Below are 15054 nucleotides of genomic sequence, written 5' to 3'. Positions count from 1 at the left end.
TTTAATTATATTGTTTTAAATATAGGGATATTTATGGAAATTAATACTGCTAAAAAAATGTCACTTTTTAGTGCTATTTTAATAGGTGTAACCTCTATGGTTGGTTCCGGCTGGCTATTTAGTGCCCAACTAACAGCAAAGAGTGCTGGTAACTGGGCTTTTTTAGCATGGATACTAGCAGCTATTGTAGTTATGATGGTTGGACTATGTTTAGCTAAAGTAGTTTCTGTTTATCCTGTTAGAGGTGCGACAACTAGATCAAGTGCCCTATCTCATAATAGTGTTTTTGCAATGCCTTTTGCTTTTGCAAACTGGTTTGGAATTGTTGTTATGATTTCAACTGAAGCTCAAGCAACTACACAATACCTTGCCGGTATAGATGGCTTTGGCTGGTTAATGCATGATGGTATTATTTCGATGTATGGCATGATGCTATCTTTATTTATATTAGTTCTTTATCTTCTTATTAATTTTTATGGTGTAAAGCTACTTGCAAGTGTTAATAATGGTATAACGGTATTTAAGATGTTTGTACCTGCAATCATAGTTATAATATTTATCATATATGCTTTTACTCATAGCTCAGAGCATCATAGCCTAATATCATCAGAAATACCAAACAACAATTTCTCAATTAACAATGCTTTAACTGCTATTGTAGCTGGTGGTTTAATATATACATTTAATGGCTTTCAGATTGTTGTAGCTTATAGTAGCGAGATTAAAAACCCTTCTAGAAATGTTCCTCTAGCGATTATCTTATCATTATCCCTAGTTTTAATATTATATATGGGTTTACAGTATGCATTTATGCAAGCAGTTCCACATGATTATTTAGTTTCAAAAGGTGGCTGGGCTGGACTAGATTTTGAGTCACCATTATTACAACTAGCTACACTTATAGGATTAGGATATATAGCCTTCTTATTAGTTATTGATAGTATTGTTAGCCCATCTGCAACTGGATATAGCTACCTTGGAGCTTCTTCTAGAATGCTATATGCAATGTCTGCAGAAGGTCAAATGCCAAGATACTTTGCTAAAATTAATAAAAAAGTTAATATCTCAAGAAGATCGTTAATTGCTAACTTCTTGATATGTACAGTTTTTCTGATGTTTTCTGATAACTGGGCTGCTTTAATGCTTATTGTTACTGGATTTAATATAATCGGCTACATGGCAGCTCCTGTAAGTATGGGAGCAATTGCACCAAAACTTAGAATATTTGGCTTAATTGTCTTCGTATTACTTGCTTTACTTCTAAATACTGTAGAGGTTGCAACAAATATTCACCTAAGTATTATACTAGTTGTACTTATGACTATATTTGGAGCTTTTGAATACAGAAGAGTTGGTCTTAAAAATCTATTTATACTTATTGCACCATTTATAATATTTGTATGTATAGTATCACCATTTAATAACTATACTTTTGAAGGAGTAATTGGTGCTATATTCTATTTGATAGTAACTGATAAACGCTATGTTGCTTTCTGTAAAAAAACTGCAAATGAAAAGAATCTAGTCGAGGATTAATAATATAAATATGTCTAACCACATATAGTTAATCTAAAAGAAATACATCATTCTACTACGATACTGAATCAAGTTCAGCACAGGCTTTGATCATAGAATCCAAGTTTAAAGCTCATAATAAGTGGATCCTATGGTCACACTTTGACTCCGCTCAGTGACTGGATAGGATGACTAAAATAGTTTCATAAGTTATTCAGATTAGCTAAAAATATCATGTTAGATTTATTTCAATACATCATTGAAAATATTGATCTTATTACTATCTTAAAACTAGTTAGGTATAACAAAATATAGGCTTTTATGTCTTCTATTTAGTCATATTTAGTAAACCTTATCCCAACCACCACCAGGTCTTCTAGTACCTGAAAACACTTCACTTCCTGTTTTTGAATCTATAATTTTAATATTCTCAAAACTTCTAGTCACAAATGTATTTCCATCTGAAAAATTAGTTGTTACTTCAAAAAGACCAGGATCTGAAATATACTCTCTTCGTAGTTCTCTTAGCGCTTTTCCTTCAGCTCGAATAACTAGACTATCATTTCCTGATGAACCATTATAATTACCTGCAAAAGTCGCCTTATTATCCCCACTCCAATCTACTGTTACAGCATCATCACCTCTTCCTGCGTGTAATACATTAGTCCCAGCGCCTACACTAATAGTATCATTACCATCGCCAGTACGGATACCGTTATCCCAGCTACCAACATCTTTTGATAAATCACCATTATCGCCACTACCTATCGTAACACTATCATCACCATCACCTGTAGAAATGTTTTTAACTCCAACAGAAGTACCAATATTTATTGTATCATTACCCTCAGTAGCAGATAAATCAAGTCCTTGAGCTAAAGTAATATCAGCAGTATCATTTCCACCACCCATTAAGATAGTGTCGTTAATACTACTACCAAGAGTTAACCTATCATCACCATATGAAGCCAAGGGTTCTTCTAGAAGCGTTGACGCTGCAGGGTCTAACACATAAAGATTATTTTCACTATCTGTGATGTTTACTGTATCTGAATCACTAAAGGTAGCAATAGCTGAATTTGTCATGCCTATGGCATCAAGAGTATCATCACCATATGAAGTCCTAACCGCAAGATTATCAGCAAACATCAGCTCAACATAGTTATTTGCATCAGTTAAACTTGTATTCCCATCAAGAATTGATTGTTTTTGATCATTAGTCAAAAACATTCTAAGCTCCCCATTTGAAAGGTTTCCAGTTGCTATTAGTGTAGCCGTATCACCATCCAAATTAGCTAAAGGAGTTCCCTCTAAACTATATCTAGTCTCATCAGCACTACTACCAACAGTTCCATTAAACAATCCATATACTAACTCAGTAATAGCATCATCACCATTATTATATTCACTAGCTTCTTCTTGATAGTACGCATCACATGAGGTTAGTACTTCTTCAGCTGTCTTATCTTCATAAGTTGTACCTAAATCTTGCCATGCTCCTGAAGGTCCACTATTATTATAAGGTTCTAACCCTTTGTTCCACCATTTTGCTCTATAAAAGTTATTATTTTGGATTACGATATCATTTTCTCTATACTCTATATTTGTATTCCATTCATAAACACCATCAATCCTCCAAGCACTATTTTGATATGGATTAACTCCTTTATTTACATACCAAGCATTTGTAAATCTCTTTTTATCATATATAACCTTAGTTGGAGTATCGCCATAGAAGACATTTTCACTATATGGCACAACCCAGTCAGGGCCGGGTAAATATAATTCCCAAGAGTTCGCACTATGATAAGGAGAGTTACTAGTCCACCACTTTGCTCTAAAAAGCATATTATTCTCATAGCACATATCTCCTGTATTATATACCTTTCCTTGAATACATTGATTATATACCGATGTATCAATTGATGGATATTGGCCAATACAGTTTAGTAACTCCTGACTAGGATATTCTTGCCTATATGGGAAAACAATCTCTTCTGGCGTAAAACTAAGCGCACTCATCCCCGCTGATACTATCTTTTGTATTTGAGGTGCTAGTGTATTAATTTCTTCCTGCTCCAAAGTAGGACCTAAATCTTGCCAATGTTGCTCTTGAGATGGATCTTTATTACTAGAGTTATTTTTTTTCTTAAGAAAAGAACCTTCATGCACTATAACATCACCAGAGCTATATTTACTAACTGTTGGGTCATATGACTCTATTGTAGCTTTTTCTTCCCATTTAAGTGGATCGTCCCTTTCATCATCTTGCTGAACTCTATATAACGTCTTATCATAAACTACTAAATCACCTGTATCATATATACCACCTTGAGTATATGGAGCAACCCAGTCAGAGTTAGGATAGTAAATACGCCAGTCTGTATTATTTGTAAGAGGAAGCCCTGTTGCGTTAGAAATATTAGCTTTAAATAATATTCCATCTTCTTGACATACATGTCCTTGTGCATACGAAACATTTTCCTCACACATAGGAAAACCAGCAGGATTTGGATATCTTGGTCCTGTTACTGGGACAGGTGGCTCCTCTAATCCTAAATTTACACAACTTAAACTAGCAAAACCTGATAAATAGCTAGTCCAACGAGCTTCTATAACGCATCCTTGAACTGAATTCACTGCATCGTATAGCCCTATTGATAATCTCCACTGCCCATTTACCAAACGCCAGCCTTGTGTTAAGGCAAAAGTATTTGGATCAATATTATTACCTAAGCTTAAGGTTTGAGGAGTACTTCCATCCACAGGTGTAAGTCTAAGAGTATTATTATTTAATATTTCTAAATCCGCAACATATCCTACTTGTCTTTGTACTGGATCAATACTACCATTAGATAATTGCTGCTCAGATAGGTTAGAAAAGTTGATAGCTGGTATATTTAATGCTATTGATGATTTATTTATCGAAGTATCACTAGTTCTATGAGTGTTACTTGGAACTCTTATTGTTACATTCTTATGATACCCTTCATTTGTTGTTAAATCTAAATAATAGTCAATAGTCCTCATAGTATAACCACTTTCTGGCATTATAAATGAGGTAAAGCGCTGATTAGAACCATTATCTATATGATTGTTTGTAATTTCAAAAGTATATGGTTCATCAGGTACTAGTTCAACGCTTCCTGAATTTAGGGCTGGCACAGTATTTTGATTATAAACAAATGCTTGATTAACAGAGACATTCCTAAATGCTTGATGTACAGTAACTTGATTTTGCAAATGGCTTCTTCTGCCTTTATCTAGTCTCAATAATGAATTAGATAATGCAAAAAGCATAAACCCCATCAAAAACAATATAAGAGCTATAATAATAGCTAATACTAAAGCCACCCCTTGTTGTTGATTATGTTTTCTTAAGTTCATACTTTTACTAAAAATCTATTACCTTTTATACATTAAATAACACTAAAAATCAGAAATAATTTTTAAAAATTAAATAAATATTACATTAGCACTTGATAAAAAGCAAAAAAAATGTTAAATGAAGAAAGACTTACTAATGGCTTAATTTAGCTTTAAAAAAGTTCTAATAAATAAGAAAAATGAACTCTTAGGTTAATTTAGTACTAAATATTCCAGTGCCCATCACTCTCGATTGGTACACAAGTTGCTCTTGTTAAACGATTAAATGTATTACCTGTATTATTATTATATCTTGCTCGGCCTTGACTATAACTACCACTATAACCTCTAACTCTTAAGCCAAAATCTCTATCTGCATTTGCCCATAGTGTCATATATGTTTGTCCATCATCTGTGTAATATGTACTACTCTTACGATTCTTTATGCTATATGCAGCTTTTAAGAATGCATAGCCATTTGGACAAGTAAAGCGTATATTATCACCACTTGTTGTATATCTCATTCCATTATTTAAATTTCCTGATTCTGAGCTATTCAAGCTATTAGGCGTTTCATAGCTAATTCTATCTGTAGATAATTGAGATTCTAGAGTATAACTTAAACTTGCAGAAGGAAGAGATGTTACACCATCACTATCTTGTGCAACAACATAAATACTATGACTACCAGCAGTATCAAACTCTACTGTTACACTATTTTGTACTGGTGTTGATATTAATAAATTATCATTTTCATCATAGAAATTATAAGTGTATATCCCGGTACCTCCAGATGATTGAGTCGTTATATTAATTACACAACTAAAGCGATCACAACTTCCTTTTTCAATAACTGGAGCTTTTATTATTCCGCTACATAAGTTACGAAAATAGTCAGTAACCTGCCCCTGATATAGTGTACCTAAGTCTTCCCAAGCTCCCCATTGACCACTTGTTAATGGATCAACCCCTTTGTGATACCATTTTGCTCTATAAAAATTAGCCCCCACTGTTACGATATTACCAGTCTTATATGTAATATTTGGGTTCCAGTCATAAATACCATCAATATCCCAAACCCCTGTTTCATAAGGAGTCTCACCTTCAGCAACCCAACCACTATTAACAAAAACCATATCATCAAAAAATACCCTTGTAATACTATCTCCATAAGTGACATTATTAGAGTATGGAATTACCCACTCTAATTCTGGCATAAAAACTCTCCATGCGCCTGAATTGTTCGCAGGTGATTGTGTTGTATAGTACAGCGCTGAGAAAATTATATTATTCTCATAACAAGTATCTCCGAAATTATAAATTTTCCCATCCTCACATTGGGAATATCTAGATGTATCTATTTGTGGATATTCACCATTACATCTAAGATATAGTAAATCTTGCGGATCTAATACATTTAGATCCAATCGATATGGAAACTCTATTCCATAACTAGGATAGCCTGAAGCTGAAATATTATCATAATTACTACCTAGTGATTTCCAATTTGTTGTATCTACACTTGGGTTGATAGAGCCTTGATTATCGTTAATAGCTTCGTAAAACTCATTGTTAAATATTACAACTTTCTTTCTGTCATAAAAGATTCTATCATCAAAATTATAAACCCCTTTAATCTCCCAGCCTGAATTAGGTTCAAACGGTGAACTAGTTTGATCTTTTTGTGTGTTTATAAATAGTTTGCCTCCATATACAACTTGATCACCACTTTGATATATTACTCCATCAGTAAATGGTGAAACCCATTCAGATGTTGGATAATAAACTTCCCATTTAGAAGGATCTTGGAACGGTAAGGTATTTACAGTTGCATTCTTGCCTTTTTGCTTAAGAGCTTGAAATAAAATTCCATGTTCTAAACATATAGCTCCCTCTTGGTAATTACCATTTTCTATACATCTATCATAGCCTTGAGGAGATGGATATCTCGCGAATAGCTGTGCAATTGAACCTCCTCCTCCATTAACAGTTATACACCCTAAATTAGCAAAATTAGCCTCAAAATTTTGTAGCGTCGATGCTATTACACAAGCTCTATTACTATCAACATCATAAACACCTACTAGTAACTCCCATGAACCATTATTTAGTCGCCATCCTTGAGCTAGAGATAAACTCCCTGAACTAAAAGTACCCGATAAATCAAGAGTTGAGACTACCCCTTTAGTATTAGTAAAAGACAAAACATAATTATTATTGTCTATAGATAAATCCCCTATATGTCCGACATCTGTCTCTGCTAAAGTTCCATCTATAGAATTTAACTGAGTAGGTAAAAGATTATGAAAATTAATAGCTGGGATATTTAAAGAAATCGTCGTCTTATTTATTAGGTTAGGACTTCTATGTGTAGAACTAGGAACTCTTATAGTCATATTTTTCTTAAATTTATCATAAGATATTCCTAAATAGTAATCTATAGTTCTCATTGTATAACCACTTTCTAGAACTATAAAAGATCCAAAACGTTGATTATCAGCACTTTGAATATGGTTATTTGAAACTTCAAAGGTGTATGAACTACCACTACCAAACAGTACACTTCCTGAATTTGCTGATGGTATAGTATTTTGATTGTATTCAAATGCTTGATTAATAGAGGCATTCTTAAATGCTTGATGTACGGCTATCTTATTTTGTAGATGATCCTTTCTAGATTTCCCTAAAGATAAAGCCGTATGAGATAATGCAAAAATCAAATACCCCATCATTATCAACACTAAAGCTATTGAGATAGCAAGGATTAAAGCCATTCCTTGTTGATTATGATTAGTTTTTCTTAACCTCATATTACCTTATAAATCCAAGTAACTATTTAACTACTTCAAAACACTACAACATCAAATCACTAAACTAAACAATACTATAATTATATCATACTAAATATCCCAGTGCCCATCACTCTCATCTGGAACACAAACTGCTCTTGTAATATAGTTAGTATGCTTAAACCAGCCGCCACTGCCTTTCTCTTTGATATTATTTTGGTACACTACAGAAGATCCTGTATAAACTACTGATTCTGCAGAATCTGTATTTTTATCTGCAAATATTCTTACGCCTTTCATTGCATATGTAGAATCATCATACGTTCTATATGTTTTACTGTTTCTACTTTTAATTGCATCTGCTCCTTTTATAAAGCTATATCCAGTTGGACAATTAAATGTAATATAGTCTGTCGTCGCTGTAACAACGAGCCCACTATCTGAGAATAATTTATCTGTATATCTAGGTCCATACCCTGTTGGGTCTAAGTATGTAATAGGATCTTTCGTCAATTGCGACTCAACTGTGTAGTCTAATTCATTAGATTTATACACTTCAACCCCAGCTAAGTTCTTAGCTATAGCATATATTTTATGATCTCCTGCTGTTTTAAAGGTGAAATCCACACTGCTACTAGTAGTAGATCCTAGAAGAGATCCACTTTTATCATATATCTCATAAGTATATAACTGAGTAGTTGATGGTTGAACTATATCAGCTGTACAGCTAAACCCATGGCAAGATGATTTAAATATTACAAAACTTCTGACAACACTATCACAAGCATCTAAATACTCATGTGCTGATTTACCCTGATAAGTTAGACCTAGATTTTCCCATTCACCACTATTGCCACTATTATTTAATGGATTTTGATCTTTATTTTGCCACTTAGCTCTATAAAAATTATCATATAAAATAACGACATCATCTTTTAAGTATGTAATATCTTTATTCCATTCATAAATCCCATCTACTTTCCAAGCACTATCTTCGTATGGATCTTTGCCTGCATTAACCCACCATTGATTTACAAAACGTCTATGATCAAAAATCACTTTTGTTGGCTTATCTGCATACATAACGTTATAACTAAATGGCACAACCCAACTAGAATTTGGTAAATACAATCTCCATGCGTTTGGATTTTTAAAAGGAGAACCTGAAGTCCAATATTGTGCTACAAATAGCATATTATTTTCATAACACATATCTCCTTGATTATATACATCTCCATCAACACATTGCTGATATGTATCTGTATCTATAGGTGGGTACTCTCCCTTACAATTTAGTAATGTTTGGCTTGGATCTTCCTCTCTATAAGGGAAGACTATCTTCTCCAGCGGATAACTATCTACTGCCTTACCTTCATATGTATCACCAAGATCTGTCCATCTTTTAGTATCAGAAGGATCGTTTCTTGTTTTTTTATCTGCTTGATAGAATTTACCATTATATGTAACGATATTCCCTGGTAAATACTGGATTCTTTCGCTCCATGGATAAATTCCATCTAATTTGAATTTTGCATTATCAAATGTATGTACCATTTGACCATCACTATTATTCTTATATAATCGACCATCATATACAACCAAGTCTCCAACACTATATCTAGCACCTTGAGTATATGGCTCAACCCACTGAGGATCTGGATAATATACTCTCCAATCACCATCATTTTCAAAAGGTAAAGCATCTGCATTATTTCTGTTTGCAATAAACGAAATACCATCTTCTTGACATATATAACCTTCTGAGTATCTTTGTCCTGCAATGCAAACTGGATAAGCTTGAGGATTTGGATATCTAGCTCCTTGGATATCCTCTTCTTCCTCCTCATTAAGATTTACACAGTTTAGACTTGTAAAATTATTTAAAAAGTTATCTAATGAAGAGTTTATGACACAACCTTCCTCAGTATTTGGATTAAAGACACCTATAGAAAGGTCCCAAATTCCATTTTTCAACTCCCAACCTTGTGATAAAGCTAATACTCCCGACTCAAGACCAGATAGTTTAAGTGTTTTAGGTTCTACACTATTTTTAATATTCAATTCAAGTGTTGGATTATTACCATCAATCTTTAGACTGCCAATATAGCCTACTTCCTTATCTATAAGTTTACCTTCTGCATTTAATTGAGTACTTGAAAGATTATTCCTATTGATAGCAGGAACATTTAAAGATATTGTTGATTTATCTATCGAGCCATCTACACTAGGTTGCGTACTGCTAGGCACATTTATAACGATATTCTTTGTGCGTTTGGCTAAAGCCATTTTGACATAGTACTCTCTAGTTCTCATAGTATAGCTACCATCAGTAATCACAAAAGCACTAGAGCCACTAGCTAAGTCACTATTAGAAATCTCAAGCGTATATCCAACCTCATTGCTAAGAGTTTTTGATTCCGTAGATCCAGAAGGTATTGTATTTTTGTTATAAACAAACTGCGAGCCAGAGACAACACTCGCTTTAAATGCCTGCTGAATTTGGATCTTTTTTTCTAAGTTTTTCTTTTCAGCTTTCTGTATAAAAAGATCAGAGCGAACTAAAGCAAAAAGTAAAAAGCCCATTACTATAAAAACTATTGCTATTGAAATAGCAAAAACTAAAGCAACACCACTATCATATTTCTTTCTTCTAAGATTCATACTCATGCTCTGACTAACCTAATCCACTTATACCATTAAAAGACAACACAACTTCTTGATCTTGCCCATCTAATCGATAATCAATTTTTATTCCACGTATCTCACGATACCACAGCTTTTTGTTCATTTGAGCGGTTACTGCTTGCCATTGTTGATTCTGGCCAGCAGTTTTATAGCTTATATGTAGATCACTAACTCCTTTAAGTAATGCTTGATTTGTTTGACCTGTCGCTTCATTATTACTAAATGATCTTTCATATAACTCAAATTCATTATTCCCATGACTATCTACTCTTCCAGTATCCCTAATATAGATCACTTTTATAGTATAACCAGTATATAGTGTTGATCCAGCTGGATAGCTTTGGCCAATTGGAGCCGCTAGATTAAATGTAGTACTACCATTATTAACCCTAGCTGAATCTCTAAGTAGAAGGCTTTGGCTTGTATCATCTGTGAGCATCATATATTGCTTAGTTCCAGAGTATACTTTATTAAAGGTTATAGTCTGGTCGCTAGAGCTAACTGCATTTTCAAGGGTTATGGGAAAATCTATGGTTTGTAAAACTAATACATCAGTACCTTGCTGTGCATCAGTTGGAAAATTAGAACCAGTAACTAACGGTGCAGATTGTGCATATATTAAAGGATAAGCAAAAGGATTTACTTCTGGGATTGAATTTATAGCGGTGTTTCTTTTTTTCAAAATAGAGTATGTCTCATTACCAGTTATATAGGCGTTATCAATTAAGTTGGTAAAAATAAGTCGAGCTTCAACATTATTTTTATATGAATCAAGATTTTGTACAGAAGTGTTAAAGCTTACTCTAGCTTGATAAAAAGTATCAACTATTAGAAAAGATACTATAACCATTATTGCAACGCTTACTAGAACCTCTACTAAAGATATACCTTTTTGGTTTCTTGCTAAAAACATAATCCCATATCCAATAATTTACAGCATTTTTTATAATATGCAGATATAAATTTTATAATATAAATATATACTTTCAAAAGGTTTTATATGTTTAAACCAGAATATAATTTATGATATAAATATGATTAATATTTAGTATATTTAAACTTAATAACAGACTAATTTTGGTTTATTACTGAGAGGTCACATGTATTGTCATAGCCGCCTAAATGATTATAATTAATAACACCTTTTAGCCTTGTTTGGTATTCTTGTCCCTCTAAAGATGAATACTCTCCTAAAGTATCTATCAAGCTATCGATATCTTCTTTCTGCATACTAGTTGATGCTCTAACATCTCTAAATTTAGCAAATTTTCCCCCAGTATTTAATTTATAATAATATGCTAAAACACTATCTCCAACGTCATTAAATATCTCTACTTGTGCATCTGACCTTTTTGCTTTTACACCGCAGTCTTTCTCAAAACAATGTAGTCCAAAGTAATTATTATATTTAACTGCAAATCTTGAAGTTCCCCAACCTGTTTCTAATATTGCTTGTGCTATAACCAAACTTCTAGGTGCTATATTTACTCGAACTAACAAATCATCAATCTGCTTCGCTAAAGGTTGATCATTTGGAACCTTATAAAACTGTGTATATTTATTAAGTGTTTCTAATTGCTGTTTATTTAGTTTTTTTTGTTTGTCTAAATCTTTTTGTAAACTTATAATACTCTTTCTTTCACTACAGATCTCTTTATTTGCTTCTTTAATTTCTTTTGACATAAAATCAATAAAGAGCTTTTTCTTTTTTGCCACATCTTTAATGTTAGCAAAGTCAGGTTTATTGTGATCTAGCTTAACAGGACTTGTCGCTAAATGATATTTAGCAGAATTCGCGAAACATAAACTAGAAATCAGTAAAACAACTAAAATAAGATACTTTCTCTTAAATATAACAGACAACATATATAACCTTCTAAAACAATAAATTTTTTCTTACTAAATATAATACACAATATCAGACTTAATAAGAGCTTAAAATAAAGATTTATTATGTATAATATAGACAAATAGATATTATATTTATGGAAAAATAAAAATATATTAAGACAGATTTTAGTCTTTCTACTTTTAAATTTACACTTAAATTAAAGCAATATTTTTTAATCAAAAACTAGTTTTCTTTGATAAAAGAACTCACTATAATGTCGTCACCTAAGCATCAAAAGTGCATATCTCTTTATGAAAGATAATAATAGCTTTAAAGATTTCTACAATTTAGAGAAAAAAATTTTTGAAGCAACTGAAAGACAACGAGCTCAAGAGTTTTATCAAAGAAAGAAAGGATTTAGCAACACTGCAATATCTTCTTCGAAGAAAAGTATAATCAGCAAAGAAAAACTTATGCTTATAGTAATAGTTTTTATACTAGGTGTTATTGCTCTTCCGATAGCTCAAGCATACTTAATCAGATCAAAGATATCTGTTGCAATACAAGAAACTGAAGTAATCCAAAAAAATCTAGCAGATAAGATTATATTTAAAAACAAACCTACTACAAATACACCACTACCCAAATATACCTTCATTGATCAACAACTGAATCAAATAAAGATTGATATTGGTAAAGAAGGAAAACAACTAGTAACAGGAACAGGATATATTACTTTAACTCCAACTATAACTAAAGACAAAGATACTGTACAATGGAGGTGTACGGCATTTGGAAGTGGAATACATGAAGACTATCTTCCAGGTAATTGTAAATTAATAAAAAAATAAACGAAAAAACCTTTTATATAAGACTTACCTAAGAAAATATGTTCATTAGAAAATTAATTAAGCTAAAAAAAATTACTACCTTGAGCATATTACTAGTAATTCCTAGCATACTGTTTGCATTTGTAAATATTAGTTTTATCCCAACACAAAATGGCCTATATAATCTAATATCTAAAACTGACTCATCCGGAGATTTAAAACTAGAGCTTATGTCTCTTGATGGAGATAAGTATAATCTTATAAAACCAAAAACCATTACTACAGGCCTAACCCTAAGTCGTGTTATCGTAATTCCAATATCTTTAGATAATACCCAAATAACTGACAAGATAATTGTTATTCCTACGGAAAAAGGGCCATCAGGTGAGGAATTTTCATCTATTTACATAATGAACCCTGATCTAGAAAATACAAACTCCTCAACTGTTTCTCCAATTGAAATACAATTAATGCCCATAGTTATTAAAAATAACAATGGAATCTTTCTCATATGTGCATCACATAATAATGTAAGTGAAGATTCTCTAATAATTTACAAGGTAGATACAGATACTAATACAGCTCAACAAGTTCAAATATCTTCACCAAATAGCTATCATGATATCAAAAATATAATACCTTTAGATAAAAATACTATCTTAATAGTTGAGCAGACAGCCGACTCAAAAATAGTTGCTCATGTGTATAGCATTTCAGAACTAGAAACAATTAAAAGTTATAGTTTAAGTACAGACACAGACTCAAATTTTAAAGTAGAATATAATCCTTCAACTTTCCAAACTATGCTAACTTCTGAGCAAGACAATAAAAATATAACAGATGCACCATCACCATATGGAATAATTAAAGCTTATTAAAAAACATTAACAAGGATTACTAGTAGGATCTCCTACGGTTACATTACCACGAGAGTTAATTTCCATTTGGCTATATGCATCACTTCCTTCACATAGTGTCAAAGTAGCCCTATCATTTGATGCTCTACCTCTACCAGCTATCTCTATAGATGTTTCTCCATTATTATTTAAGCGTGCAGAGTAGTTACCAGTGTTTGGGGAATCTACAGCTGCTAGTAATGTATTGTCTGAGAAAGCTATTATAGAGTTACCATTCCATAAAGTATTATTGACGCAAGTTAAGTTTGCCTTATCATTTGATGAACATATAGTAACCGTTTCATTATTTTGTAATGCTGTTATTCTAGCAGTCTTTATTAAGCTCTCTATCTGCTCTCTTTGGCTCTCTTGAGAATAACCATCACTTCTTATATAACTTGTCGCAGCAACAGCTAATATCACAAAAATTGCTATGACAATCATCATCTCAACAAGAGAATAACCTTTAATATTTTTCATAATTGTACACCTAAATACTCTAATCACATATCCCTTTGATGAATTATACCAAAATCAGAATAAATACCTAACTTCTGTTTCAAAAGTTTACACTTTTGAGAGTTACAGCTACTATCCAATATCTTAATATCATCATCACAATCATCTTCTAAGTAACAACTTAAACCTTTTTTAACAATATAAAATTGATCATCATCATTTCTATAAAACTGAAAATTATTATTTTTACTTTTCTTTGAACTATGAGAGTTCTTTATCACCCCTCCCCATAATATTTTAAAATCGCGATTACTATCTTGCTTAGATATTATTGTTAGTTCGATTTTTTTATCTTTATCTGCTGTATAGTCAAAATCCATCAACCATGTTTCTATTGATATATTCACACTGACCTGCTTAATATTTTTCGAAATATCAGCAATATCAAAATCAACCTTACCTTCTGAGGTTTCTATAGTTTTTATTTTGACATTCTTGCCTATTATATAAAATATTAGTTTATTATCTTTTAAAGATGTATCTTCATGACATTTAAACTCTAGCCTACTATCAACACGATTTTTCTCAAAACCTTGGAAACTACAGTTTATTGCATATATTGTTTTTGATGTTATTAGCATATATATAAAAATAATAATAAACTTCTTTAGCATTAAGTATCC

General features: G+C 32.2%; 10 protein-coding genes. 3 read left to right on the top strand and 7 right to left on the bottom strand.

From position 1 onward, the window contains the following. Nucleotides 1-33: 33 nt before the first annotated feature. Nucleotides 34-1536 carry an APC family permease gene (locus FIP56_RS01670; protein WP_192577253.1) on the top strand — a complete coding sequence of 501 codons (1503 nt, stop codon included), beginning with the start codon at nt 34-36 and terminating at the stop codon, nt 1534-1536. Nucleotides 1537-1857: 321 nt separating this feature from the next. On the opposite strand, the gene FIP56_RS01665 is transcribed toward FIP56_RS01670, so the two are convergent. The 5 genes from FIP56_RS01665 to FIP56_RS01645 all read right to left on the bottom strand — a co-directional run bounded on the left by FIP56_RS01665 (nt 1858) and on the right by FIP56_RS01645 (nt 12221). After that, nucleotides 1858-4902 carry a hypothetical protein gene (locus FIP56_RS01665; RefSeq protein ID WP_192577252.1) on the bottom strand — a complete coding sequence of 1015 codons (3045 nt, stop codon included), beginning with the start codon at nt 4900-4902 and terminating at the stop codon, nt 1858-1860. A 203-nt stretch (nt 4903-5105) separates the two neighbouring features. Next, nucleotides 5106-7691 (bottom strand): hypothetical protein, encoded by a 2586-nt coding sequence (locus FIP56_RS01660; RefSeq protein ID WP_192577251.1) that lies wholly within the window; start codon nt 7689-7691, stop codon nt 5106-5108. Between the two features lie 90 nt (nt 7692-7781). After that, the gene (locus tag FIP56_RS01655) at nt 7782-10331 is read right to left on the bottom strand and encodes a hypothetical protein (RefSeq protein ID WP_192577250.1); all 2550 of its coding nucleotides are present in this window, start codon (nt 10329-10331) and stop codon (nt 7782-7784) included. 13 nt (nt 10332-10344) lie between these two features. Beyond that, entirely contained in the window at nt 10345-11268 is a 924-nt protein-coding gene (locus FIP56_RS01650; RefSeq protein ID WP_192577249.1) for a prepilin-type N-terminal cleavage/methylation domain-containing protein, read from the bottom strand. A 158-nt stretch (nt 11269-11426) separates the two neighbouring features. Continuing rightward, entirely contained in the window at nt 11427-12221 is a 795-nt protein-coding gene (locus FIP56_RS01645) for a glucosaminidase domain-containing protein (RefSeq protein ID WP_245323084.1), read from the bottom strand. Nucleotides 12222-12497: 276 nt separating this feature from the next. On the opposite strand from FIP56_RS01645, the gene FIP56_RS01640 reads away from it, so the two are divergent. Both FIP56_RS01640 and FIP56_RS01635 read left to right on the top strand, forming a co-directional pair. After that, the gene (locus tag FIP56_RS01640; RefSeq protein WP_192577248.1) at nt 12498-13037 is read left to right on the top strand and encodes a pilin; all 540 of its coding nucleotides are present in this window, start codon (nt 12498-12500) and stop codon (nt 13035-13037) included. 80 nt (nt 13038-13117) lie between these two features. After that, nucleotides 13118-13894 carry a hypothetical protein gene (locus FIP56_RS01635; protein ID WP_192577247.1) on the top strand — a complete coding sequence of 259 codons (777 nt, stop codon included), beginning with the start codon at nt 13118-13120 and terminating at the stop codon, nt 13892-13894. A 6-nt stretch (nt 13895-13900) separates the two neighbouring features. On the opposite strand, the gene FIP56_RS01630 is transcribed toward FIP56_RS01635, so the two are convergent. Together FIP56_RS01630 and FIP56_RS01625 are read right to left on the bottom strand one after the other, a co-directional pair. Beyond that, nucleotides 13901-14392, bottom strand: a complete 492-nt coding sequence (locus FIP56_RS01630) for a GspH/FimT family pseudopilin (protein WP_192578825.1) — start codon at nt 14390-14392, stop codon at nt 13901-13903. A gap of 23 nt (nt 14393-14415) precedes the next feature. Then, entirely contained in the window at nt 14416-15045 is a 630-nt protein-coding gene (locus FIP56_RS01625) for a hypothetical protein (RefSeq protein WP_192577246.1), read from the bottom strand. Between the last annotated feature and the right edge of the window lie 9 nt (nt 15046-15054).

The organism is Francisella sp. LA112445 (assembly GCF_012224145.1).
Lineage (GTDB): Bacteria > Pseudomonadota > Gammaproteobacteria > Francisellales > Francisellaceae > Francisella.
This window is presented reverse-complemented; position numbering and strand designations above follow the sequence as displayed.